This window comes from Scandinavium sp. UTDF21-P1B, from assembly GCF_040750395.1.
Lineage (GTDB): Bacteria > Pseudomonadota > Gammaproteobacteria > Enterobacterales > Enterobacteriaceae > Scandinavium.
Window position 1 is genome coordinate 73,350 of the sequence record NZ_JBFLVD010000008.1, and the last position, 25,111, is coordinate 98,460.

20 protein-coding genes and 1 pseudogene are annotated in these 25,111 nt (G+C 59.4%); 14 read left to right on the forward strand and 7 right to left on the reverse strand.

Annotated features, from left to right (window positions below):
* Positions 1-20 precede the first annotated feature (20 nt).
* The 3 genes from AB1287_RS04260 to AB1287_RS04270 all read left to right on the forward strand — a co-directional run bounded on the left by AB1287_RS04260 (position 21) and on the right by AB1287_RS04270 (position 5,028).
* Positions 21-236: an MbtH family protein gene (locus AB1287_RS04260; protein WP_435617051.1), complete on the forward strand. Its 216-nt coding sequence runs from the start codon at positions 21-23 to the stop codon at positions 234-236.
* The gene (gene entF / locus AB1287_RS04265; RefSeq protein ID WP_435617052.1) at positions 229-4,095 is read left to right on the forward strand and encodes an enterobactin non-ribosomal peptide synthetase EntF; all 3,867 of its coding nucleotides are present in this window, start codon (positions 229-231) and stop codon (positions 4,093-4,095) included. The genes AB1287_RS04260 and entF overlap by 8 nt, the downstream gene beginning before the upstream one ends.
* Positions 4,096-4,188: 93 nt before the next feature.
* On the forward strand, positions 4,189-5,028 hold the full coding sequence (locus AB1287_RS04270; RefSeq protein ID WP_435617053.1) for a DUF817 domain-containing protein: 840 nt from the start codon (positions 4,189-4,191) through the stop codon (positions 5,026-5,028).
* Between the two features lie 85 nt (positions 5,029-5,113).
* Here AB1287_RS04270 and AB1287_RS04275 read toward each other — a convergent pair whose 3' ends face one another.
* The 4 genes from AB1287_RS04275 to fepD all read right to left on the reverse strand — a co-directional run bounded on the left by AB1287_RS04275 (position 5,114) and on the right by fepD (position 9,912).
* On the reverse strand, positions 5,114-6,016 hold the full coding sequence (locus AB1287_RS04275; RefSeq protein WP_435617054.1) for a YadA C-terminal domain-containing protein: 903 nt from the start codon (positions 6,014-6,016) through the stop codon (positions 5,114-5,116).
* Positions 6,017-7,115: 1,099 nt separating this feature from the next.
* Positions 7,116-7,916 carry an iron-enterobactin ABC transporter ATP-binding protein gene (gene fepC / locus AB1287_RS04280; protein WP_435617055.1) on the reverse strand — a complete coding sequence of 267 codons (801 nt, stop codon included), beginning with the start codon at positions 7,914-7,916 and terminating at the stop codon, positions 7,116-7,118.
* A complete protein-coding gene (gene fepG, locus AB1287_RS04285) occupies positions 7,913-8,905 on the reverse strand; it encodes an iron-enterobactin ABC transporter permease (protein ID WP_435617056.1) in 993 nt (330 codons plus the stop codon). Before fepG ends, fepC begins: the two co-directional genes overlap by 4 nt.
* On the reverse strand, positions 8,902-9,912 hold the full coding sequence (gene fepD / locus AB1287_RS04290) for a Fe(3+)-siderophore ABC transporter permease (RefSeq protein WP_435617057.1): 1,011 nt from the start codon (positions 9,910-9,912) through the stop codon (positions 8,902-8,904). The genes fepG and fepD overlap by 4 nt, the downstream gene beginning before the upstream one ends.
* Positions 9,913-10,023: 111 nt before the next feature.
* Here fepD and entS point away from each other — a divergent pair, with 111 nt between their 5' ends.
* Positions 10,024-11,271 carry an enterobactin transporter EntS gene (gene entS / locus AB1287_RS04295; protein ID WP_312624548.1) on the forward strand — a complete coding sequence of 416 codons (1,248 nt, stop codon included), beginning with the start codon at positions 10,024-10,026 and terminating at the stop codon, positions 11,269-11,271.
* 132 nt (positions 11,272-11,403) lie between these two features.
* Here entS and fepB read toward each other — a convergent pair whose 3' ends face one another.
* Complete coding sequence (gene fepB / locus AB1287_RS04300) at positions 11,404-12,363, reverse strand: Fe2+-enterobactin ABC transporter substrate-binding protein (RefSeq protein ID WP_435617058.1); 960 nt, start codon at positions 12,361-12,363, stop codon at positions 11,404-11,406.
* Between the two features lie 175 nt (positions 12,364-12,538).
* Between fepB and entC the strand changes: the two genes are divergently transcribed.
* The 7 genes from entC (at position 12,539) to AB1287_RS04335 (ending at position 20,056) form a co-directional block, all read left to right on the forward strand.
* Positions 12,539-13,714, forward strand: coding sequence for an isochorismate synthase EntC (entC, locus tag AB1287_RS04305; protein WP_435617059.1), 1,176 nt, complete (start codon positions 12,539-12,541; stop codon positions 13,712-13,714).
* Between the two features lie 9 nt (positions 13,715-13,723).
* On the forward strand, positions 13,724-15,334 hold the full coding sequence (gene entE, locus AB1287_RS04310) for a (2,3-dihydroxybenzoyl)adenylate synthase EntE (protein WP_435617173.1): 1,611 nt from the start codon (positions 13,724-13,726) through the stop codon (positions 15,332-15,334).
* A gap of 11 nt (positions 15,335-15,345) precedes the next feature.
* Positions 15,346-16,197, forward strand: coding sequence for an isochorismatase family protein (locus tag AB1287_RS04315; RefSeq protein WP_435617060.1), 852 nt, complete (start codon positions 15,346-15,348; stop codon positions 16,195-16,197).
* Positions 16,197-16,952 (forward strand): 2,3-dihydro-2,3-dihydroxybenzoate dehydrogenase EntA, encoded by a 756-nt coding sequence (gene entA, locus AB1287_RS04320; protein ID WP_435617061.1) that lies wholly within the window; start codon positions 16,197-16,199, stop codon positions 16,950-16,952. Before AB1287_RS04315 ends, entA begins: the two co-directional genes overlap by 1 nt.
* Positions 16,952-17,365 (forward strand): proofreading thioesterase EntH, encoded by a 414-nt coding sequence (gene entH, locus AB1287_RS04325; protein ID WP_097165033.1) that lies wholly within the window; start codon positions 16,952-16,954, stop codon positions 17,363-17,365. The genes entA and entH overlap by 1 nt, the downstream gene beginning before the upstream one ends.
* Positions 17,366-17,645: 280 nt before the next feature.
* On the forward strand, positions 17,646-19,751 hold the full coding sequence (cstA, locus tag AB1287_RS04330; protein WP_435617062.1) for a pyruvate/proton symporter CstA: 2,106 nt from the start codon (positions 17,646-17,648) through the stop codon (positions 19,749-19,751).
* Positions 19,752-19,858: 107 nt separating this feature from the next.
* The gene (locus AB1287_RS04335) at positions 19,859-20,056 is read left to right on the forward strand and encodes a YbdD/YjiX family protein (protein WP_097164648.1); all 198 of its coding nucleotides are present in this window, start codon (positions 19,859-19,861) and stop codon (positions 20,054-20,056) included.
* On the opposite strand, the pseudogene AB1287_RS04340 reads toward AB1287_RS04335, so the two are convergent.
* A pseudogene (locus AB1287_RS04340) lies at positions 20,057-20,131 on the reverse strand (oxidoreductase); the annotation flags it as partial.
* Positions 20,132-20,211: 80 nt separating this feature from the next.
* Positions 20,212-21,300 (reverse strand): oxidoreductase, encoded by a 1,089-nt coding sequence (locus AB1287_RS04345; protein WP_435617063.1) that lies wholly within the window; start codon positions 21,298-21,300, stop codon positions 20,212-20,214.
* A gap of 162 nt (positions 21,301-21,462) precedes the next feature.
* On the opposite strand from AB1287_RS04345, the gene AB1287_RS04350 reads away from it, so the two are divergent.
* The 3 genes from AB1287_RS04350 to AB1287_RS04360 are packed head-to-tail and all read left to right on the forward strand — an operon-like array spanning position 21,463 to position 25,060.
* Positions 21,463-22,965, forward strand: coding sequence for a sugar ABC transporter ATP-binding protein (locus AB1287_RS04350; RefSeq protein ID WP_435617064.1), 1,503 nt, complete (start codon positions 21,463-21,465; stop codon positions 22,963-22,965).
* The gene (locus AB1287_RS04355; RefSeq protein WP_312624530.1) at positions 22,962-23,960 is read left to right on the forward strand and encodes an ABC transporter permease; all 999 of its coding nucleotides are present in this window, start codon (positions 22,962-22,964) and stop codon (positions 23,958-23,960) included. Before AB1287_RS04350 ends, AB1287_RS04355 begins: the two co-directional genes overlap by 4 nt.
* Positions 23,961-23,995: 35 nt before the next feature.
* Positions 23,996-25,060 carry a sugar ABC transporter substrate-binding protein gene (locus AB1287_RS04360; RefSeq protein WP_435617065.1) on the forward strand — a complete coding sequence of 355 codons (1,065 nt, stop codon included), beginning with the start codon at positions 23,996-23,998 and terminating at the stop codon, positions 25,058-25,060.
* The last annotated feature ends 51 nt before the right edge of the window (positions 25,061-25,111 follow it).

The following is a 25,111-nucleotide window of genomic DNA, read 5'->3' on the forward strand; positions in this document are numbered from 1 at the left end:
CTTTACGACAGGAGTTTGGTATGCAAATCAGTAACCCTTTCGATGATGCGCAAGGGCAGTTTTATATTCTGCAAAATGCGCAGCAGCAGTACAGCCTGTGGCCGCAGCACTGCGCGTTGCCCGAAGGCTGGCATGTTGTCTGTGAACCCCAGAGCGCGGAGGCCTGCAACGCCTGGCTGTCGGCCCGCTGGACTACTCTGAACCCCGCCCATTTTGCCGGAGCTCGCCATGACTGAATGTTTACCGCTGGTGGCCGCGCAGCCGGGGATCTGGATGGCGGAGCAGCTTTCCACGCTGCCGAATGCCTGGAGCGTAGCCCATTACGTTGAGCTTGAAGGCGAAATGGATGCTGCCCGGTTTGCCGAGGCTATTGCCCTCGGGCTGGCGCAGGCCGACACGCTGAAAATGCGCTTTAGTGAAGATAACGGCGAGCTGTGGCAATGGGTGGACGACAGCCTGACGCACGATGCGAGCGCAGTGCTGGATTTACGCCACCAGGCCGACCCCCATGCTGCCGCAATGGCGGTGATGCAGGCTGACCTGACGCAGAACACCCGCGTCGACAGCGGCAACCCGCTGGTATGCCATCAGCTCATCCGCGTCGGTGACCGTCGCTGGTACTGGTATCAGCGCTATCATCATCTGCTGGTGGATGGCTTCAGCTTCCCGGCCATTACCCGCCAGATCGTGCAGATTTATGCCGCATTGCTGCGTGGAGAAACGCCGCCCACCTCGCCGTTTACGCCTTTCGCGGACGTTGTGGAGGAATATCAGCGTTACCAGCAGAGCGAAGCGCACGCGCGCGATGGCGCGTTCTGGGCTGAACAGCGCAAACAGCTGCCTCCGCCAGCCTCGCTCTCCTCCGCACCATTATCTGGCCGGGCGACCAGTACGGAGATCTGGCGGCTTAAGCTCACCGCGGACAAACAGGCCTTCAGCCGTTTAGCGACCACACACACCGCTCAGCGTACCGATCTGGCTCTGGCGCTGGCCGCGCTCTGGCTGGGACGCCTGTGCGGACGCAACGACTACGCGGCGGGTTACATTTTCATGCGCCGCATGGGTTCTGCTGCGCTGACCGCAACGGGGCCGGTGCTGAATGTATTGCCCCTGGCGGTCACCATCCAACCGGAAGAAACCTTGCCGGAGCTGGCGAATCGCCTGGGCGCACAGCTCAAGAAAATGCGCCGCCACCAGCGCTATGATGCCGAACAAATCGTTCGCGACGCAGGAAAGTCGGCAGGCGAAGAGCCGCTGTTTGGCCCGGTGTTCAACGTCAAAGTGTTTGATTATCAGCTCGAACTCGACGGCGTGCATGCCACCACTCACACCCTGGCGACGGGTCCGGTGAACGATCTGGAGCTGGCGCTGTTCCCGGACGAGGAAGGCGGCCTGACAATTGAAGTGCTGGCTAATAAACAGCGCTACGACGAATCAGAACTGCAACAGCATATTGCCCGACTGCTGGCGATGCTGAACCAGTTTGCTGCAAATCCTGAACTGCGCTGCGGCGACGTTGAGATGGTGTCAGACGAGGAGTATCAGCGTCTGGAACAGATTAACGACACGGGCATGATGCTGCCGGAAACCACGCTCAGCGCGCTGGTTGCGGCACAGGCCGCAAAAACGCCGGATGCTATTGCGCTGGCAGATGCCCGTATGCAGTTTACCTATCGCGAAATGCGCCAGCAGGTTGTGGCGCTGGCAAATGTGCTGCGCGAGCGTGGCGTAAAACCCGGCGACAGCGTCGCGGTCGCATTACCGCGTTCGGTTTTTTTAACCCTCGCGCTGCACGGTATTGTGGAAGCGGGCGCGGCCTGGCTGCCGCTGGACACGGGCTATCCGGACGAGCGTCTGCACATGATGCTGGAAGATGCCCGCCCCTCGCTGCTGATTATCTCCGACGACCAGCTAAGTCGTTTCCCCGGTATCGATACGCTCTGCTATACCGCGCCGTTGCCAACGGGAGATGATTCTCCGCTCGTACTTTCGCGCTCCGAACACACCGCCTATATCATCTTCACGTCGGGCTCAACCGGCAGGCCGAAGGGCGTGATGGTCGGCCAGACGGCGATCGTCAACCGCCTGCTGTGGATGCAGGACCACTATCCGCTGAATGCCAGCGACGTGGTGGCGCAAAAAACGCCATGCAGTTTTGACGTCTCGGTGTGGGAGTTCTGGTGGCCGTTTATCACCAGTGCGAAGCTGGTGATGGCCGAGCCGGAGGCGCACCGCGATCCGCAGGCGTTACAGCAGTTCTTCGCCGATTTCGGCGTGACCACCACGCACTTTGTGCCGTCGATGCTGGCGGCGTTTGTCGCCTCGCTCAACGAAGAGAGCGTGGCCTCGTGCCGCACGCTGAAGCAGGTGTTCTGCAGCGGCGAAGCGCTGCCTGCCGCGCTGTGTCGGGAGTGGGAACAGCTCATCGGTGCGCCTCTGCATAACCTGTACGGGCCGACGGAAGCGGCGGTGGACGTCAGCTGGTATCCGGCCTTTGGCCCGGAGCTGGCGGCGGTGAAGGGCAACAGCGTGCCGATTGGTTTCCCTGTGTGGAACACCGGTCTGCGCATTCTGGACGCGCAGATGCGCCCGGTGCCGTTTGGCGTGGCGGGCGATCTCTATCTCACCGGCGTCCAGCTGGCGCAGGGCTATATGGGCCGTCCGGACCTCACGGCCAGCCGCTTTATTGCCGATCCGTTTGCCCCGGGCGAGCGTATGTACCGCACCGGCGACGTTGCCCGGTGGCAGGATTTCGGCGCGGTGGAGTATTTAGGCCGCAGCGACGATCAGCTAAAAATTCGCGGGCAGCGCATTGAGCTTGGCGAAATCGAACGCATGATGCTGACCCTGCCAGAAGTGGCGCAGGCCGTGGCGCACGCCTGCGTGCTGAACCAGGCTGCAGCAGTGGGCGGCGATGCGCGTCAGTTGGTGGGTTACGTGGTGTCGGAATCGGGGCTGCCGCTGGACGGCGACATGCTGCTCGAAAATCTGCGCGGCAAGCTGCCGCCGCATATGGTGCCGGTGACGCTAATTTCACTTTCAGCGCTTCCGCTAAGCGCCAACGGCAAGCTTGACCGCAAAGCACTGCCGCTGCCGGAGCTGGCGCAAAAAGCGCCGGGTCGTGCGGTGGAAAGCGCCGTGGAAATTGCTGTTGCTGAGGCATTCAGCGTGCTGCTCGGCTGCGAGATTAATGATGTGGACGCTGATTTCTTCGCCCTCGGTGGCCATTCGCTGCTGGCGATGCGCCTTGCGGCGCAGCTGAGTCGCACCTTTGCCCGCCAGGTGACGCCGGGACAGGTGATGGTGGCTTCCACGGTGGGCAAGCTCAGCGAGTTGCTGGAGTCTGTGGACGACGCACAAGCGCAACGCTTAGGTTATGAAGCGATTTTGCCTCTGCGCGAAAGCGACGGGCCACGCCTGTGGTGCTTCCATCCAGCCTCGGGATTCGCGTGGCAGTTTAGCGTGCTGGCCCGCTGGCTGAGCCCGCGCTGGTCGATAACGGGCATCCAGTCGCCGCGCCCGGATGGCCCTATGGCCCACGTGACGACGCTGGATGAACTCTGTGAAAACCATCTGCAAACGCTGCTTACACAGCAGCCTCATGGCCCGTATTATCTGTTTGGTTACTCGCTCGGCGGTACGCTGGCACAGGGGATTGCTGCCCGGCTCCGCCAGCGTGGTGAAGCGGTCGCTTTCCTCGGGCTGCTGGACACCTGGCCGCCGGAAACGCAGAACTGGTCGGAAAAGGAAGCCAACGGTCTGGATCCGGAAGTGCTGGCAGAAATTAACCGCGAGCGCGAGGCCTTCCTTGCCGCACAGCAAGGTCAGGCGTCCGGTGAGCTGTTTACCGCTATTGAAGGTAACTATGCCGATGCGGTGCGCCTGCTGACCACCGCCCACAGCGTGAAGTTTGACGGAAGGGCAACGCTGTTCGTTGCCGAACGCACGCTGACGCCGGGTCAGGATCCGCATCGCGCGTGGGCACCCTGGGTGAACGAACTGGATGTGTATCGCCAGGACTGTGCCCACGTGGATATCATCTCCCCGCAGGCGTTTGAGGCGATTGGCCCGGTGCTGAAAGAGGTGCTTGGCTAATCCGTTTTTGGGCAGCCGTCTGGCTGCCCGCTATCCTTATTTCGCGCCTGTGGCACAATGAGCACTTTCCATACTGGACCGGGAGTAAGGGAAGTGCTCAGTCGTCTCGATCTGTTTTTGATTCACCCGCCTGAAACGGCGCTACGCGGTATTAAGAAGGCCGGGCTGGAGTTTATCTGGTTTGGCGTAAAGGAGCTTCGCGCCTGCCTGTTTGCCGGACTCTTTTTCCTGGCAATTTTCTGCGTGCCCTGCAGCGGGCTTCTGGGCCTGTCTCGCTACGATCTGCTGCTGCTGATTGCGCTCGCCATTCAGCTCACGATGTTTTTCACCCGCCTTGAAAGCCTGGATGAAATCAAAGCCATCACCCTGTTTCACGTGCTGGGCTTTGCGCTGGAGCTATTTAAAACGTCATCGGCGATTGGTTCCTGGCACTATCCGGAAGCGGGCTGGAGCAAAATCGGCGGCGTGCCGCTGTTCAGTGGGTTTATGTATGCAGCGGTGGGTAGCTACATCATTCAGTGCTGGCGGCTGTTTGACCTGAAAATCCTCCATCATCCGCCAATTCTGCATGCGGTTTTGCTTTCACTTGCGCTCTATGCCAACTTTTTCACTCATCATTTTTTCGGTGACTACCGGGGGTATATCGCGGCGGTAGCTTTAGGCATGTATGCGCGCTCAACGGTGATTTTCACTCCTTACGACAGACCATACAAAATGCCGCTGTTGGTGGCTTTTGCGCTAATCGGTTTTTTCATCTGGCTGGCGGAAAATATGGGCACTTTCTTTGGCGTCTGGCGCTATCCCAATCAGCTGGGAGCCTGGGCGACGGTGCACGTCGGCAAATGGGGATCGTGGACGCTGCTGGTGATGATGACCTTTACCATCACGCTGTTTCTCAAAGACATCAAAAAGCGAATCCATGTCGCTCAATAAAACCTTGAGATGCCGGGTGGCGGCTACGCCTGACCCGGCCTACGCGCGGGCCCGGTAAGCGCAGCGCCCCCGGGCAAAACTGATATTACCAGCCGTAGCTGACGCCGCCGCCAACCACGAAGTTCTGCTGCGTGTCGTCAGAAACCGAGGCTTTCACCACCACGTGTTCTGCTGCCCGGGCCGAGAAGCCAACGGCCAGCGCGCTTTCGCTGTCGGTTGTGCCGACCCCTGCGCCAACGCTAAAGGTCTGGCCCTGAATTACCTGAGGAATGTTCGCCATCGCCGCCACGCCGGAAATGGCGGCCGATGCACGCTGGCGGTTCTCATCCACCTGGTTTTTCAGCTTGCCAAAGTTCGCTGAATTCGACGCCTCAAGTTTCTCGATGCGCTGCTCGTGATTAGCAATTGCCGCGCTATTATCCGCTACGCGATGGTTGGTTGCCTGTAATGCCTGACGGTTGGCTTCGGTGTTGGCATAAGCGTCATTGGCCCGGGACTGGGCATCACTACCCATCACCTGGGCTTGTTTCAGGCCTGTGTTCAGCGTATTGATATCAGCAGTATTGGCGTCTGTCTGCTGCACAAACTCTTCATGGCTGCTTTCAGCGACTTGCGCATTGACCATAGTGCGGTACTGAGCGGCATCGACCTGATGCTGGTTTGCTTCATGCTCAGATTTTGCAGCATTGAGAGCATCGCTTTGTATTTGTGTGCGTTTAAGGTTGCCCTCGAGCAGGGCCTGGCCTTTTTCGTCGTTGAATTTTTTGGCTGAAGTGCGATAAGCGTCCTGCAGCGCTTCAGTTTGCTGAGCGGTACGCTCCTGATTAGCCCTGGTTAACGCTTCGCCTTTCAGCTGTGCGAAGCGCTGACGATAAGCATCCTGTAGCGCTTTAGTTTGCTGAGCGGTACGCTCCTGATTAGCCCTGGTTAATGCTTCGCCTTCACCGTCAGTAGAGGTAGCTGCCTGCGGTTTTGTGGCTGGTGTCAATGTACTTATTGGAATAGCTGTTGTGTCGATGGGCGGAAAACTAACTGTGGTACTTCCGTTGTAATAAGAATTTCCCTTCACATAATTGATTACCTCTTGCAGAGTGTCCTTTCTTTCTATCTCCTGTGTTTTATCCTGCGGCAGTTCCGGATGAGTGGAGAGGTAATTCTGTACAATGAATTGATCGCTGCTGCTCATTTGCGCATCAGCAATACCAGAAATTGCACTAGCCACAATTGCTAATGCAATAAGTTTGATTTTCATATTTAATAAACCTGTTAATTTGATGTCGAAATCACTTAACGCCGGAAAGACAGGTTTTGCAGAACTCGTCTTTCCATTCTCTAACGCGGCTGATACTTTACGGTATCAGCCGCGTAATTTTTTTTACCAGCGCATTACATTTCCCTTGACGTTACGCGCCCTGTACTTTTATTTGCACATTGATCAATGTCAGTTCACCAGGGCTAAAGGTTAACGCCCATTCACCTTTATCATTCTCAGGTAAAAAACGAAATTGCTTTCATTTGAAGGCAACTGTTTTGTTGCAAAAGAAATGCCTGGTTAAAATAAATGACTTTTAAACGAGGTGAATATTACAACTTTAATTTAATTATTCAATACCAATGATTATTGGTGGTGTTTTTTGTTTATCTTATTGTTATTTAATGATTTTGTTTGGGTGTTGTGATGTCATTTACCATGAGAAATATTCAGGAGCTTTGATGCTGCGGGGCTTGCTGGGATCTTTTTTTGGGATTTCTGTTGAAATATTGTTTGGGTTATATTGATAACGTGTGTCTTTAAGCCGATTTGGTTTTCATAGTAATTATTTTTTTGTCATTTCATTAGGATTGCTTAAGTGTTGAGGGTGTTTTTCATTTCGAACGAAAATTTTTACAGGTGGCAGGAATCGTTCTCGATTTTCATTTTTCAGAATAAGGTTTATCCGTTGCATTGTTTTGTGAAGTTAAGCACTAAAAACGTACCCGGCAGGTAAATTAAAGATGTCTTTTTTACTTACAAAATAGCGATTTATTCCGAGCGGGCATTTATAAGCATTTTGAATGCCGCTATCTCCCGCTCTTTCGGGAGAAGGTTATTTCCCCGCCTTACCCCACGGCACCACCAGCGGTGTCCCTGCCACCGGATCCTCAATAATCAGGCAGCGCAGGCCGTAGATTTTCTCAATCAGCTCTGCTGTCACGATCTCCTTTGGTGCGCCTTCGGCGATAATTTTGCCATCGCGCAGGGCAATCAGGTGCGTCGCGTAGCGGCAGGCCTGATTGAGATCGTGCAGTACCGCCGCCAGGGTGTAACCCTGCTCACGGTTGAGCTCGCTCAGCAGCTCCAGCAGATCGATTTGATGGCTGATGTCGAGCCAGGTGGTTGGCTCATCGAGCAGCATGATGGCCGTTTCCTGTGCCAGTACCATCGCAATCCATGCCCGCTGCCTTTGACCACCGGAGAGGGTATCCACGCTCTGATTCGCCAGCTCCGTCACACCCGTCGCCTGCATGGCGCGGTTGACCGCTTCGTCATCTTCCTTGCGCCAGCGTGTAAACAGCGGCTGATGCGGATAGCGCCCGCGGGCCACCAGCTCCTGTACGGTGATGTCGCCCGGCGTGTTGGCGTTCTGCGCCAGCAGGCCAATGCGGCGGGCGACTTCTTTGCTGTTGAAGCGTTGGATCTGCTCGCCATCCAGTAAAACCTGCCCGTGCTGCGGTGTCATCAGACGGCTTAAGGTGCGCAGAAGCGTCGATTTGCCGCAGCCGTTGGGGCCGATAATGGCGGTGAAATGACCGTCGGGAATGGCGACCTGAAGATCTTCAGCAATGATTTTTTTACCGTAGCCAAGCGTCAGGTGTTCGCCGTACAGGCGGGCGGGAGAGGCAGTCATTTTTTACGGGACTCCTGAATAAGCAGGGCGATAAGATACAGGCCGCCGAGGCTGACGGTCACCACGCCCACCGGAAGCTGGTAAGGCATAAATAGCTGCTGCGCGGCAAAATCCGCCAGCGCCAGCAGCAGTGCGCCGCAAAGCGCCGACTGAGTTAAACCCCAGCGGGCAGTACCGCTCAGGCGTCGGGCGATATGTGGCGCGACGAGGGCAATAAAGGAAATCGGCCCGGCCAGAGCGGTTGAGGCGGCGGTCAGCACGACGGCGACCAGCATCAACAGTAAGCGAGAGCTTTCCACGCGCACGCCTAACGCGCAGGCGCTGTCGTCGCCCATTTCCAGCAGCCGCAGCCGCCGTACCAGCAGCGCGGAGCAGGCCAGCATGACCAGCAAAATGGGGGCTGCAGGGAAAATCTTTGCCCACGTCACGCCGTTAAGCGATCCGGCAAACCACAGCCCTGCCGACTGCGCAGTCTCGAGCGTGGCGCGCAGCAGCAGCCAGGTGTTGAAGGCCATCAGCATCGCACGGATGCCGATACCGATAATGATCAGCCGGAAGGTATCAATCCCGTTGCGCCACGCCAGCAGCCAGACCAGCAGCGAGGTGATTATCCCACCTGCCATCGCGGCGAAGGCGATTGCCGTCTGGTGCTGACCAATCAACACCATCGCCACCAGTACGCCACTCCACGCCCCGGTGTTAAAGCCCATGACGTCCGGACTACCGAGTGGGTTGCGCATTAGCGACTGGAAAATTGCGCCGCTGACGCCAAGTGAGGCACCAACCAGCAGCGCCATTAGCACGCGCGGTAAGCGCCATTCTGTAACCACCATCGTCACGCCGCGGGGGGCATCACCCGTCAGCGCGGCAATCACTTGCCTAACGTCCAGAGCGACCGCGCCGCTGCGCAGGCTCCAGAGGGCAAGTAATAAAGAAGCGAGCGTGAGGAAGCCACAGCTCAGCAGCAAGCGACGCGATGGCGCAGTCATGCGGCACCTCCGCGGGAAGGCTGGCGGCGAACAAGCCAGATAAGCACCGGCGCGCCGATGAAGGCGCTGACCACTGACACGCGCAGCTCACCTGGAACCAGCAGACGCCCGGCGATATCTGCGAACAACAGCAGGGCAGGGGTGGCGAGCAGGGTGACCGGCAGCGACCAGCGGTGATCGCCGCCGACCAGCCAGCGCGAGATGTGTGGCATCATCAGGCCGATAAAGGCGATGGGCCCCACCAGCGCGGTGGCGCAGCCGCTCAGCACGGTGATGGCGAGAAGACCAAGAATTTGCGTGCGCGCCACTTTATTGCCAAGCGCGGTGGCGGTGTCGGCACCAAGATTCAGGCTGTTCAGTGAGCGGCTCAGGCCCAGCGCCACGGCGGCGGCGATAATCACCGGCACCAGCCCCACTTTGAGCGTCTCCAGCGAGCGGATATCCAGCGAACCGGCCTGCCAGAAGCGCAGCTGGTCGTAAACGTCCGGATTGAGCAGGGCGATACCGTTGGATAACCCTTCAAGCACTGCGCCCAGCGCAACGCCCGCCAGCGTCAGGCGAACCGGGCTGAGCTGACCGCCGCCCTGGCTGCCGGTAAAGGCCACCAGCAGCGAGGCGATCAGCGCACCGCTAAAGGCGAGTAAAAGCTGCTCCTGGGGAAGCGTCAGGCCAAACAGCGCCGCGCCCAGCACAATGGCAAAGCTTGCTCCGGCGTTAACGCCAAGAATGCCGGGATCGGCGAGGGGGTTGCGGGTCAGGGTTTGCATCAGCGCGCCCGCAAGGCCAAGCGCGCTGCCTGCCAGAAGCCCGGCAAGCGTGCGCGGCAGACGGGCATCAAGAACGATGGTGCAGTCGGCGCTACGGCAGGTGCCGGACAGAGCATCCGTCACCACGCTTAACGGCAGCGGCTTCGCGCCAATCAGAAGGCTGAGGGCGCAGGCAGCGACCAGCAGAATGAACAGTCCGGGCACGGCGATGGGGCGCAGCGCGGCGGGAGAAAACGACATAGCAACGTCCATGATGTGATAATGATAGTAATTATCGTTCTCGATCTTATTCGCCTATGGTAGCATGTGCGGCCACGGAAATGGTATCGAAAGTTCGTTGAAGGCCCTGTGATGCAAAGACAATCCTGGCTGTTGAACCTCAGCCTGCTAAAGACTCATCCGGCGTTTCGCGCCGTCTTTATCGCCCGCTTTATCTCAATTCTCTCTCTCGGCCTGCTCGGCGTGGCGGTGCCGGTTCAGATTCAGGCGCTCACCCACTCCACCTGGCACGTTGGTCTGGCGGTCACACTCACCGGCGGGGCAATGTTCATTGGCCTGATGCTTGGCGGCGTGCTGGCGGATCGCTTTGAGCGCAAAAAGCTGATTCTTCTGGCGCGTGGCACCTGCGGGCTGGGCTTTCTGGGCCTGTGGCTGAATGCGCTGCTGCCAGAGCCTTCGCTGCTGGTGATTTACCTGCTCGGCCTCTGGGACGGGCTGTTCGCCTCGATTGGCGTCACCGCGCTGCTGGCCGCAACGCCTGCACTGGTCGGGCGTGAAAACCTGATGCAGGCCGGGGCGATCACTATGCTGACGGTACGCCTGGGCTCGGTCATTTCGCCGATGGTCGGTGGCCTGCTGCTGGCGAGCGGCGGCTTCTCCTGGAACTACCTGCTGGCAGCGCTCGGCACCTTTATCACTACGCTTACGCTCCTGCGTTTGCCGCAGCTGCCGCCTCCGCCGCAGCCGCGTGAACACCCGTTTACTTCTTTAATGGCCGGGCTGCGCTTCCTGTTCAGCAATCCGCTGATTGGCGGCATAGCGCTGCTCGGCGGCCTGCTGACGATGGCGAGTGCGGTGCGCGTCCTCTATCCGGCGTTGGCGGTGGGTTGGCAGATGTCTGCGGCACAAATTGGCCTGCTGTATGCGGCTATTCCGCTCGGTGCTGCCCTTGGCGCGCTGACCAGCGGCAACCTGGCCCGCAGCGAAAGGCCGGGGCAGATCATGCTGCTCGCGACGGTCGGATCGTTTGTCGCGATCGGCGTATTCAGCCTGATGCCCGCCTGGGCGTTGGGTGCGCTGTGCCTCGCGCTGTTTGGCTGGCTGAGCGCGATAAGTTCGCTGTTGCAGTACACGCTCATTCAGACGCAAACCCCTGAAGCGATGCTCGGGCGCATTAACGGCCTGTGGACCGCGCAAAACGTGACCGGCGATGCCATCGGCGCTGCGCTGCTCGGGGGCTTTGGCTCGATGCTGACGCCCGCTGCGGCGGCAAGTGCGAGTGGATGGATACTGGCGGCGGTTGGCGTGGTACTGGTGGTCTTGCTGGGGGAACTGCGCCGGTTCCGTCAGGCTCCGGTGCAGGTGGAAGAGGTGGCATGATTGCCGGGTGGCGCTGCGCTTACCCGGCCTACGATGTTTCGTTGGACGGGCAAGCAACGTGCTACCCGACGATGTCAAACAGGGTTTCGCTATTTTGTAGGCCCGGCAAGCGTAGTGCCGCCGGGCATTTACTTAGCCGAACAGTTTTTCAAGACGCTCCAGCACCCGCATTGCGCTGTAATAGTCGAGACGGAAAGTTTCGGTGCCAAGCGCATACACGCGCTTGTTTTGCACCGCCTCAAGGTGAGACAGCAGCGGGTTAGCTTCAATGGCATCGGTGTCCTTCTGGTCACCGGCGAAGACAAACAGCGACTGCCCGTTCAGGCCCGCCGCCAGGGTTTCACCGCCGAGCTGGATGATGTCGTGACGCTTCCCCTGGCTCTGGCTGGTGTGCAGACCGGCGGGGAGCGGGGCGAGGGTAAAACCAAGCTGCTCGAGCAGCTTGCCCTGGGCGGATTCCGGGGTCCACAGGTTGGCGCTGTGCGCGGCGGCGGTATAAACCAGCGCGCTTACCGGCTGCGGCGGCAGCTTCATTTGCTGCTTGAGCGTCGCCATCCGGGAATCAAATTCAGCAATGCGCTGTGTTGCCTGCTTTTCCTGGCCGGTGATTTTGCCAAGCTGAGTCAGCAGGCTCTGCCAGCTCTGGTCGTCGTAGTTGATGATAAGCGTCGGGGCAATGGTTGATAGCTGATCGTAAAGCGCGAGTGCTGAATCACCGCCGGTGGCGCTAATCAGGATCAGATCCGGCATCTGCGCAGCCACGGCTTCGGCGTTCGGTTCACCAATGTATAGCCTGGCGACGTGGCGCTCTCTGGCAATCTCGCCCCACTGGCGCAAAAAGCCCTGGCCGTCCGCCACGCGATTGTTGGGCGTGGTGGCCCCGCTGGCGACAACAGGGGCGTCAATGGCCAGCAGCGAACCGGTGAGGGTGACGCTGGTGGAGACGATGCGCACTGGCTTGTGTTCAAGCTGGTGCGTGCCGCGGCTGTCTGTCACTTCGCGCGGCCAGTCGGCGGCCAGGCCTGGGGTTAATCCGAAAAGGAAAAGCCCGGAAACGAGCAGGGTGTTGCGGAAAAAAACGGGGAATTTCACGACGTCAAAGTCCTGTTTTATGGATGTTAATGAATCTCATTTTCACTTCTGCGCGTCGCAGATGCAAGGGGGATGATGCGTCTGAAGTTGACAAGGAAGCGTTTTACTTTTAGCTTACCGAACCAAAATATAAATGATAATCATTCTTAATATCTTTATCGTTTTGGAGGATAATATGGAAACGTTACTGGCTGAGGCCGAACAGGAAGTCGCACCAACGCTGTCCCCTGACAGCTTCTTTTTTATGTCGCCGTATCGTAGCTTCACCACCTCTGGCTGCTTCCGTCGCGTGTCGCAGCCGGTTGAAGGCGGAGAAGATTTAGCGGGAGAGTTTCAGCAAAGCATCAGCAAAGCCTTTGCCGATGCGAAAGCCGCCGGTGTCCAGCGTCCGCTGCTGGTGGGCGCTATCCCGTTTGATACCACCCAGCCCTCCGCGCTGTTCATTCCGCAGCACAGCGAAACCTTCTCCCGCACGGCGAAACAGCACTCGGCGCCTTACGTCGCGGGCCTGAAGCCAATGCAGGTGCAGGCGCGGCAGGAAATTCCGGGGCAGGATGAATTTATGACGATGGTGGAACGCGCTGCGGCGCTGACCGCCACGCCGGAAGTTGACAAAGTGGTGCTCTCGCGTCTGATTGAGCTCACTACCGATTCCGCCGTGGATACCGGTGCATTGCTGGAGCGCCTCATCGCGCAGAACCCGGTGAGCTTCAACTTCCACGTGCCGCTGCCGGACGGTGGCGTGCTGCTCGGCGCCAGCCCGGAGCTGCTGCTGCGCAAGGAGGGCTCCCATTTCAGTTCCCTGCCGCTGGCGGGTTCAGCCCGTCGTCAGCCGGATAACGTGCTGGATCGTGAAGCGGGCAACCGCCTGCTGGCCTCGCAGAAAGATCGCCACGAGCACGAGCTGGTAACCCAGGCCATGAGGAACGTCCTGACGCCGCGCAGCGATGCGCTTTCTCTTCCTTCCTCGCCGCAGCTCATCACCACGCCAACCCTCTGGCATCTGGCAACGCCGATTGAAGGCGAAGCTAAAGCCGATGAAAACGCCCTGACGCTTGCCTGCCTGCTGCACCCGACGCCTGCGCTGAGCGGTTTCCCGCATGATGTGGCGAAGCGGCTGATTGCCGAGCTTGAGCCGTTCGAGCGCGAACTGTTCGGCGGCATCGTCGGCTGGTGCGATGCGGAAGGCAACGGCGAGTGGGTGGTCACTATCCGCTGCGCGAAAGTGCATGACAACCACATCCGCCTGTTTGCCGGGGCGGGCATTGTGCCTGCCTCTTCGCCGCTCGGCGAATGGCGTGAAACCGGCGTCAAGCTGACCACCATGCTGAACGTATTTGGCCTCAATTAAGGACTGATGATGAGTGTTGCTTTTACGCCGTGGCCGGAAGATCTCGCGGCCCGCTACCGTGAAAAAGGCTACTGGCAGGATCTGCCGCTGACCGACATTCTGACGCGCCACGCGAATAACGATGCGGTGGCCGTTATCGATGGCGATCGCCGGGTGACTTATCGCGAACTTAACGTGCTGGTGGATAATCTCGCCGCCTCTTTGCAGCATCATGGACTGAAGGCAGGCGAAACCGCGCTGGTGCATCTGGGCAACGTGACGGAGTTTTATGTCACGTTCTTTGCGCTGCTGCGGGCAGGCGTCGCGCCGGTTAATGCGCTATTCAGCCATCAGCGCAGTGAACTGCACGCCTACGCAGCGCAAATTGAACCGGCTCTGCTGATTGCGGATCGCGATCATGCCCTGTTTGCCGACGATACGTTCCTCAACGCTTTCGTCGACCAGCACCGCTCGGTGCGCAAGGTATTGCTGAATCATGACCAGGGCGAACACAGCCTGGCGGCGGCGATGGCAACTCCGGCGGATAACGTTGTATCGTCGTCGACCAGCGCCGGAGAAGTGGCCTTCTTCCAGCTTTCCGGCGGCAGCACGGGCACGCCGAAGCTGATCCCGCGCACTCACAACGATTACTACTACAGCATCCGTCGCAGCAATGAGATTTGCCACTTCGACGAAAACACGCGCTATCTCTGTGCCTTACCTGCCGCCCATAACTACGCACTGAGCTCGCCCGGTGCGCTCGGGGTGTTCCTCGCAGGTGGCTGCGTGGTGTTAGCCGCCGATCCCAGCGCCACGCTCTGCTTCCCGCTGATCGAACAGCATCAGATTACGGTTGCCGCTCTGGTGCCGCCCGCGGTGAGCCTGTGGCTGCAGGAGATTCAGGCCAGCGGCAGTAACGCGCAGCTTGCTTCACTCACCCTGTTGCAGGTCGGCGGGGCGCGTCTCTCCGCCACGCTTGCGGCGCGCATTCCGGCAGAAATTGGCTGCCAGCTTCAGCAGGTGTTCGGCATGGCGGAAGGGCTGGTGAACTACACCCGGCTGGACGATTCGCCGGAGCGCATCATCAACACGCAAGGCTGCCCGATGTCTCCCGATGACGAAGTGTGGGTGGCGGATGCCGACGGCAACCCGCTGCCGCGTGGAGAAGTCGGGCGACTGATGACCCGCGGGCCGTACACCTTCCGCGGCTATTACAAAAGCCCGCAGCACAACGCCAGCGCTTTTGATGCCAACGGCTTTTACGGCTCAGGTGACCTGATTTCCATCGACGAGGATGGCTACATCACCGTTCAGGGACGCGAAAAAGATCAGATCAACCGCGGCGGTGAAAAGATCGCGGCGGAAGAAATTGAAAACCTGCTGCTGCGCCACGAGTCGGTGGTTTATGCGGCGCTGGTGAGCATGGAAGACAGCCTGCTCGGTGAGAAAAGCTGCGCGTATCTGGTGGTGAAAGCGCCGCTGCGTGCGGTTGCGGTTCGCCGCTTTCTGCGCGAGCAGGGCGTCGCCGAATTCAAGCTGCCGGATCGCGTGGAGTGCGTGGATGCACTGCCGCTGACGCCGGTAGGGAAAGTCGATAAAAAACAATTACGTCAGTGGATCGCCGATCGCGCCCTGGCCTGAAGGAGAAGAGTATGGCAATTCCAAAACTGCAGGCCTACGCGCTGCCAACCGCCGCCGACATGCCGGCCAACAAAGTCGACTGGGCGTTTGAATCGGCGCGCGCGGCGCTGCTTATCCACGATATGCAGGAGTATTTCCTCAACTTCTGGGGTGAAAACAGCGAGATGATGGCCACCGTGGTGGCGAACATCAAGGCCCTGCGCGACTTCGCCAAAAAGCATAATATTCCCGTCTACTACACCGCGCAGCCGAAAGAGCAGAGCGCTGAAGACAGGGCGCTGCTGAACGATATGTGGGGACCGGGCCTGACTAAATCACCGGATCAGCAGCGCGTGATTGCCGCGCTGGCTCCGGACGAAGCGGATACCGTGCTGGTGAAATGGCGCTACAGCGCGTTCCACCGCTCGCCGCTGGAGATAATGCTCAAGGAAACCGGGCGCGACCAGCTGATCATCACCGGCGTCTATGCGCACATCGGCTGCATGACCACGGCGACGGACGCCTTCATGCGCGATATCAAGCCGTTCTTCGTGGCCGATGCGCTGGCGGACTTCAGCCGTGACGAACACTTAATGTCGCTGAAATACGTAGCCGGACGCTCCGGGCGCGTGGTGATGACCGAAGAGCTGCTGCCGCTGCCTGCCTCGAAAGCCGCGCTGCGGGCGGCCATTCTCCCGCTGCTGGACGAATCCGACGAGCCGCTCGATGATGAAAACCTGATTGACTACGGCCTCGATTCGGTGCGGATGATGGCGCTGGCCGCGCGCTGGCGCAAAGTCCACGGCGACATTGATTTCGTGATGCTGGCAAAAAATCCTACCCTCGACGCCTGGTGGGCGCTGCTCTCCCGCGAGGTGAAGTGATGACCGGATTGGATTTTCACGGCAAAACCGTCTGGGTAACCGGCGCGGGAAAAGGCATCGGCTATGCCACCGCGCTGGCGTTCGTGGAGGTCGGGGCGAAAGTCACCGGTTTCGATCTGGCGTTCGACAAGCCTGAGTATCCGTTCACCACTATCGAGATGGACGTGGCGGATGCCCGGCAGGTGCTGCTGGTTTGTGCTCCGCTGTTGCAGGATTTGCCGCGTCTCGACGTGCTGGTAAACGCCGCCGGGATTTTACGCATGGGCGCCACGGATGAACTCAGCGCTGAGGACTGGCAGCAGACGTTTGCGGTCAACGTGGGCGGCGCGTTCAATCTGTTCCAGCAGACGATGGCGAAGTTTCGGGCACAGCAGGGCGGGGCGATTGTGACCGTTGCGTCCGACGCCGCACACACGCCACGCATCGGCATGAGCGCCTACGGCGCGTCGAAGGCGGCGCTGAAAAGCCTGGCAATGACCGTCGGGCTGGAGCTGGCGGCAAGCGGCGTACGCTGTAATCTGGTGTCGCCGGGTTCAACGGATACCGATATGCAGCGCACCCTGTGGGTCAGCGACGACGCTGAGCAGCAGCGCATTCGCGGGTTCGGCGAGCAGTTCAAGCTCGGCATCCCGCTTGGCAAAATTGCCCGTCCGCAGGAAATCGCCAGCACCATTCTGTTTCTCGCCTCCGACTGCGCCAGCCACATCACCTTGCAGGACATCGTGGTCGACGGCGGCTCAACCCTGGGGGCGTAATGATCTGGATCCGACACTTAACGCTGGATGCCCTGAACGCTACCAGCGAAGCGACGATGGTCGCGCATCTCGGCATCGTTTATACCCGTCTCGGCGACGACACGCTGGAAGCTGAAATGCCCGTTGACGCCCGTACCCATCAGCCGTTTGGTCTGCTACACGGCGGCGCGTCCGCTGCGCTGGCGGAAACGCTCGGTTCGATGGCGGGCTATCTGATGACCCGTGAAGGCCAGTGCGTCGTCGGCACCGAGCTGAATGCCACGCACCACCGCGCGGTGTCTCAGGGTAAAGTGCGCGGCGTATGCCAGCCGCTGCACTTAGGTAAGCAGACCCAAAGCTGGGAAATTGTCGTGTTCGACGAACAGGGGCGGCGCTGCTGCACCTGCCGGCTGAGCACGATGGTTTTGGGGTAATATGCAACACTATTGCCGGATGGCGCTGCGCTTATCCGGCCTACAAAATTACGCAGGTCGGTGCAAACAAAGTGCCGCCCGGCTTAATAAGCGAATGCGCGACTCGATCGATACGATATTTCCGCGGATGAGGTGCAGCCTCGTAGCGTGACCCGCTTAACAATGTGGTGTAAATCCGTGGCGTTACGTCGTTATTCCCTGGTTATGATATTGTTAAATCTGTGTGGGGTGTTATAGATACAAAATGTAACATCTTCCCCTTTACAGACGGAATCAGACCATGAATAACCCAGGGAAATACCTGATATGGGCCATTCTCTCGATCGTCGGAGCCTTTGCCCTCGGCTATATCGCCCTTAATCGCGGCGAACAAATTAACGCGCTGTGGATTGTTGTCGCGGCGGTGTGTATCTACCTCATCGCTTACCGTTTTTACGGGTTGTACATAGCAAAAAGGGTGCTTGCCGTTGATCCGACGCGCATGACGCCTGCCGTTCGCCACAACGATGGGCTGGACTACGTTCCGACCGACAAAAAAGTGCTGTTCGGTCACCATTTTGCGGCAATTGCCGGGGCCGGGCCGCTGGTGGGGCCGGTGCTGGCCGCGCAGATGGGCTACCTGCCGGGAATGATCTGGATCCTCGCAGGCGTAGTGCTGGCCGGGGCGGTACAGGACTTTATGGTGCTGTTCGTCTCAACCCGCCGCGACGGGCGTTCGCTGGGCGAGCTGGTGAAAGAGGAAATGGGCGCCACCGCAGGCGTGATTGCGCTGGTGGCGACCTTCATGATCATGGTGATCATCCTTGCGGTATTGGCGATGATCGTGGTGAAAGCCCTGACCCACAGCCCGTGGGGCACCTATACCGTGGCGTTCACCATTCCGCTGGCGATTTTCATGGGGATCTACATTCGCTACCTGCGCCCGGGCCGTATCGGCGAGGTGTCGGTGATTGGTCTGGTATTCCTGATTTTCGCCATTATTTCCGGCGGCTGGGTGGCGGCAAGCCCAACGTGGGCACCGTGGTTTGATTTCACCGGCATCCAGCTGACGTGGATGCTGGTGGGTTACGGCTTCGTGGCGGCGGTGCTGCCGGTGTGGCTGCTGCTGGCTCCGCGTGATTACCTCTCTACCTTCCTGAAAATCGGCACTATCGTCGGGCTGGCGATCGGTATCCTGATCCTGCGTCCGACCCTGACCATGCCTGCTCTAACGAAGTTCGTGGATGGCACCGGCCCGGTCTGGACCGGCAGCCTGTTCCCGTTCCTGTTTATCACCATCGCCTGTGGTGCCGTATCGGGCTTCCACGCGCTGATCGCTTCCGGCACAACGCCGAAAATGCTGGCCAATGAAAATCAGGCCTGCCTGATTGGCTACGGCGGGATGCTGATGGAATCCTTTGTGGCGATTATGGCGCTGGTTGCGGCGTGCATTATCGATCCTGGTGTCTATTTTGCGATGAACAGCCCGATGGCAGTGCTGGCTCCTGCCGGCACGACCGACGTGGTAGCCTCTGCGGCGCAGGTGGTCAGCAGCTGGGGCTTCGCCATTACGCCAGACACGCTGACGCAAATCGCCAGTGAAGTCGGGGAACAGTCGATCATTTCCCGCGCGGGCGGCGCACCGACGCTGGCCGTCGGGATGGCGTATATCCTGCACGGTTCGCTCGGTGGCCTGATGGATGTTTCCTTCTGGTACCACTTCGCTATTCTGTTTGAGGCGCTGTTTATCCTGACGGCGGTTGATGCAGGTACGCGCGCGGCACGCTTTATGCTGCAGGATTTAATGGGCGTCATCAGCCCGAACCTGAAACGCACCGATTCGCTTCCGGCTAACCTGCTGGCGACGGCGCTCTGCGTGCTGGCCTGGGGCTACTTCCTGCATCAGGGCGTGGTCGATCCGCTCGGCGGCATTAACACCCTCTGGCCGCTGTTCGGCATCGCTAACCAGATGCTGGCCGGTATGGCTCTGATGCTTTGCGCGGTGGTGCTGTTCAAAATGAAGCGTCAGCGTTACGCGTGGGTGGCCCTGCTGCCGACGGCGTGGCTGCTGGTTTGCACCCTGGCCGCAGGCTGGCAGAAGGCGTTCAGCCCGGATGTCAAAGTTGGCTTCCTCGCCATCGCCAACAAGTTCCAGGCGATGATCGACAGCGGTAAAATTCCGGCGCAGTATACGGAGTCACAGCTTTCGCAGCTGGTCTTCAACAACCGCCTGGACGCCGGGCTGACCATCTTCTTTATGGTGGTGGTCGTAGTGCTGGCGCTTTATTCGGTGAAAACCGCGCTGGCGGCGCTCAAAGAAGAGAAACCGACGGCGAAAGAGACGCCGTATGAGCCGATGCCGGAGAACCTGAAGCAGATTGTGGCCCAGGCGAAGGGTGTGCATTAACAGGGTTGACCCTCACCCCGGCCCTCTCCCTAAGGGAGAGGGAGCAAACCATTCCCTCGCCCCTTTGGGGAGAGGGTTAGGGTGAGGGGCATTTCACAGGAGCGACTATGTTCGACACACTTTCAAAAGCCGGGAAATACCTCGGCCAGGCGGCGAAAATGATGATCGGCGTACCTGATTACGACAACTACGTGGAGCACACGCGCCTTAACCACCCGGACAAAACGCCGATGACCTATGAGGAGTTTTTCCGCGAGCGTCAGGACGCGCGCTACGGCGGTAAAGGCGGTGCGAAGTGCTGCTGATTAAGCGTTAACCCCTCCGTCGACGTCCAGACCCGTCCCCGTGATCTGCCTGGCGGCAGGGCTCGCGAGGAAGCTGCCGATATTAATGCCCTGGTCGGGATGCGCGAGTGCCGCCTGAGTAGCCATCATCAGGCCGCGAATGCTCACGACGTCAATCAAGCGCTCAGGGTTTCCACCTTTACAAACGCCGCATGCAGCGCGTCCGGCGTGACGGTAACCGGCAGAGTGTGAATGGACTCCACCGGGCGCAGCGTGTGGGCAATGACTTTATCGAGCTCCGCGCGGTTGTGAATGTCCACGTCCAGTTCGGCAAGCGTGGTTGGCAGGCTGAAGCGCTGATAAGCCTCGATCAACTGGGCCAGCACGTCATCCTGCCCAAGCAGCGCACTCTGCACCAGAATACCGTAGGCGACTTTGGTGCCGTGGAGGTATTTTTCCGTCTGCGGCAGCACCGTCAGGCCGTTATGCACCGCGTGGGCCGCCGCGACGCGGGTGTAGCGTTCGCCCAGGCCGCCGACCATCCCGCCGCCCGCAATAATCGCGTCCACCACGTCAAGAAACGCCTGGCTCAGCGTACCGTTTCGCTGGTCTGCGAGTGCGGTTTCGCTGTGTTCGAGCAGGATATCGCGGATCGCCCGTGCGCCGTTCAGACCCAGACGCACCGTCAGCGGAAGTTGCTCCGGCTGCGGAGCAAGCACCACCGCTTCGTACCACTTCGCCAGCGTGTCGCCGATCCCGGCCAGTAGATACTCCTTTGGTGCGTTGAGGATGATTTCAGGCTCGACCAGCACAAGAAAGTTGGCATCGTCGAAAATTTCAAACTGCAACGCCTGGCCTGCGTCGTTGTACCACACCGACAGCGGCGTCCACGCGGCACAGGTGGCGGCAACGGTTGGCAGTGCCACGAATGGTACATGCAGCCGACGCGCTACGGCTTTAGCGGTATCCATCACCGTGCCTCCGCCAATGCCAATCACCACCGCCGCGTTTTCACCGGCGCTTTCGGCGAGCCCGGCGACGTCCCGCTCGCTGCAATGCCCTTTGAACAGCAAATGTTTTGCGCCTTCAGCCTGAAAGGCGGCTGGAAGGAAAGGCCTGGCCCCGGCAATGGCGCGTTCGCCATAAATCCACACCGCGCGGGAAAGCTGGTCCGGGCTGAAGAAGTCATTGAGTCGCGCAAAGCTGCCGCGATGCGAAAAATAGTTGGCGGGCCCGACGACGACACGAATATCGGTGTTGCTCATTTGTTATGTCCTTGTGTATTATCGCTCTCCCGATGGTATGTCTGGACATCCGGATGGCTAATATTATTTCGCTTTATCTTATGCCTTTTCCGCCTTTGTCAGTCAAGGGCGGCTGTGGAACAGTCCACGAATCAGACGATTAACGATAAGGGTGTTCAGCGGATGGCAGTCAATCGCCTTGAGATGCGCGGCATCAGCCTGGCGTTCTCCGGTTTTAAAGCCTTAACCCAGGTGGCGTTCACGCTCACCGGCGGCTCCGTGCATGCGCTGACCGGGGCCAACGGCGCGGGGAAATCCACGCTGATGGCGGTGCTCTGCGGCACATGGGATCGCTACGAAGGCGAAATCGCCATTAATAATCAGCCGGTGAGCATCCGTTCCCCGCGCGATGCCAAACGGTTGGGCATTCATCTGGTTCAGCAGGAAGTGGACGTGGCGCTGGTGCCGGGGCTGTCGATCGCCGAGAACATCATGCTCGATCATCTGGCGGAGCCGGGCTACCGCTTCAGCTGGCGGCAGGTGCGCCAGCAGGCGAAAGCGGCGCTGGCACAGCTGGATGTGGATCTTGACGTGAAGCGTTCCATTGACGCCTGCACGCTGGCCGAGAAGCAGCAAATTCTGCTGGCGCGGGCGCTGTCGCATCACTGCCGGTTTCTGATACTTGATGAACCTACCGCGCCGCTGGACAGCCACGAAAGCGAGCGGCTGTTTGCAGTCGTCAAACGCCTGCAGCAGCAGGGCATCGGCGTGGTGTTTATCTCCCACCGCATTCACGAATTAAAGGCCATCTGCGACACCCTGACGGTGCTGCGCGACGGGCGGCTGATTGAGAGCAGCCCGATGGCGACGCTCAGCGGGGAGCAGATAGTCGAGAAGATGCTCGGCCATGAATTGACCGATATTTTCCCGCCGCGTCGCCCGCCGCATAGCGATGAGATAGTGTTGCAGGTCGACGGCCTGCACGATGAAAAGCTGCTCCAGGCGATTTCTCTGCGGCTGCGCAAAGGCGAAATTCTGGGCATTGCTGGCCTGGCAGGCGCAGGAAAAACCGAGCTCTGCAAGGCGCTGTTTGGCGCGAGCAAAAGCCGCGTTGAGCGGGGGGAACTGAATGGGCAGCCCTGGCAGCCACGCGACCCGGCAGATTCCGTCAGCCGTGGCCTGGCGCTGGTGCCGGAAGAGCGCCGCAAAGAGGGCATTTTTATCGACGAGTCCATTGGTATGAATCTGGCGGTCGGCGCAGACAACAGCTTTTCACGCTGGAGCCTGTTTGGCCATCGTCAGGCGTGGCGCTGGGCTGAAGAAGTCATTGCCCGCGTTGGGATTCGCACCACCGGCCCGGCACAGACGCTGCGCAGGCTCTCCGGCGGCAATCAGCAAAAAGTGGCGATTGGCAAATGGCTGCGGGGGAGCGCGAACGTGCTGATTTTCGATGAGCCAACCAAAGGCGTGGACGTCAAAGCCAAAACCGATTTGTTTAACCTGATTGATGGCCTCGCCCGAGAGGGCAAAGGCGTGATTTATGCCTCCGGCGAGTTCGCCGAGCTGGTCGGCCTGTGCGACCGCATCTGCGTGCTGTGGGACGGCAAAATTGTGGCAGAAGTGGCGGGCAATGAGGCCCGCGAAGACACCTTACTTTATTACTCCACCGGAGGCGCAGCGTCGTGAGCAAGGCCCTGACAGTTAAGGCGACGGCATCGGGCCGTCAGCAGTTTTTCGATTTCCTCTACAAATGGGGCATGTTGCTGACCGTGGTGGCGCTGGTGGTGATTTTCGGCCTCGCGTCGGACAACTTCCTCGATCCGTTCAACATCATCAACATTCTGCGATCTATCGCCATCGTGACGGTGATTGCCGTCGGCGTGTCGATTTCGCTGACCGTCGGCGGGTTCGATCTCTCGGTGGGATCGACAGCCTCTCTCGCCAACGCGCTGGTGATTTCTCTCTTCGTCTGGCACGGCTTTGGCACCACCGAAGCCATCGTGGTGACGCTGCTGCTCTGTACGCTGGTCGGGCTGTTTAACGCCTTTTTGATCGTGATTCTGCGTATTCCCGACATGTTGGCCACGCTGGCGAGCCTGTTCGTGGTGCAGGGCGTGGCGGCGACGTACAGCTTCGGCGGCTCGATTACTGAGAACATGGTGCTGCCGAGCGGCGACATGGCGGAAGGCACGATCCCGGCGGCGTTCGGCCTGCTCGGCCAGGTGCCAACCATCGTTATCATCATGCTGGTGGTGACAGTTGTGGCGCAGCTTGCGCTGTCGCTGACCACACACGGACGCAGGATGTACGCCATCGGCGGCAACCCCGAAGCCGCGCGCCTTTCCGGGCTGCGCACCACACGCTACAAGGTGGCGGCGTACGTGATTGCGTCTTTGCTCGCGGGCTTAGGTGGCGTTTTGCTGGCCTCACGCATCGGCTCATCGCAGGTGAACGCGGGCAGCGGCTACCTGATGGACGCGGTAGCAGCAGCGTGGATTGGCTTCTCGCTCGCCGGCTCCGGCAAGCCGAATGCGCTCGGCACGCTGGTGGGGGCGGTGATCCTCGGCGTGCTGTCTAACGGGCTGGTGATGCTTTCGGTGCCGTATTACGCGATGGACATTATCAAAGGTCTGGTGCTGGCTGGCGCGCTGGCTCTGACCTATTTTCAGCGCCGGACATAACAACAACCAAACAACACAACATCAGGGTAAACATAATGAAAAAAATCACGCTGTCGCTTATCGCTTTGGGGTTGCTCAATTCCGTGGCCGCCTTTGCTGAAACCCCGACGCCGGTTCCGGCGGCTATCGCCAACCACAGCGGGCCGATCCGTATCGCGATTATTCGTAACCTCGGCTCGGACGACAACACGACGCAGTTTGTCTCCGGCGCGATTCAGGAAGGCAAAAAGCTCGGCTTTAAGGTCAGCACCTTCCTGAGCAACGGCGACGATGCCAGATTCCAGGACTTCGTCAACCAGGCCATCAGCCAGAAATATGACGGCATTATTCTCTCCCAGGGCCGCGATCCATACTCCACGGCGCTGGTGAAAAAGGCCGTCGATGCGGGCATTAAAGTGGCGGTGTTTGATACTGCGGTGAACGGCGAGATTCCGGGTGTGACCGTGACTCAGCAGGACGACGCCTCGCTGACGGATCTCTCCTTCGGCCAGTTGGTGAAAGACTTTAACGGCAAGGCCAACATCATCAAGCTGTGGGTGGCAGGCTTCCCGCCAATGGAGCGCCGCCAGGCCGCGTACAAAGCACTGCTGAAGCAGAACCCGGGTATTAAAGAACTGGAGTCCATCGGCGCGGTCTCTTCCGACGTGCAGGGCGATACCGCGAACAAAGTGGGCGCGGTGCTGGCGAAATACCCGAAAGGCAAAATCGACGCTATCTGGGGCACCTGGGATGCATTCAGCCAGGGCGCGTATAAGGCTCTGAAAGAGAACGGCCGCACCGAAATCAAACTCTACAGCATCGACGTTTCTAACCAGGATTTGCAGCTGATGCGCGAGGCCAACAGCCCGTGGAAGGTGAGCGTGGCGGTCGATCCTAAGCTGATTGGGGCCACCAACGTGCGTCTGATCGCCAATAAAATTGCCGGGGAAGCCACGCCTGCGACCTACGATTTTAAAGCGGCGGCGATTCCGCAGGCGCTGCTGGCGGCGCAGCCGGGCGCGGTGAACGTGGCGTCCTTAAGTAAAATCATTCCGGGCTGGGGGCAGACGGAAGACTTTATTGCGCCGTGGTTTGCCACGCTGGAAGCGAAATCAAAATAATGCCCGGTGGCGCTGCGCTTACCGGACCTGGGGTTTTGCAGGCCGGTTAAG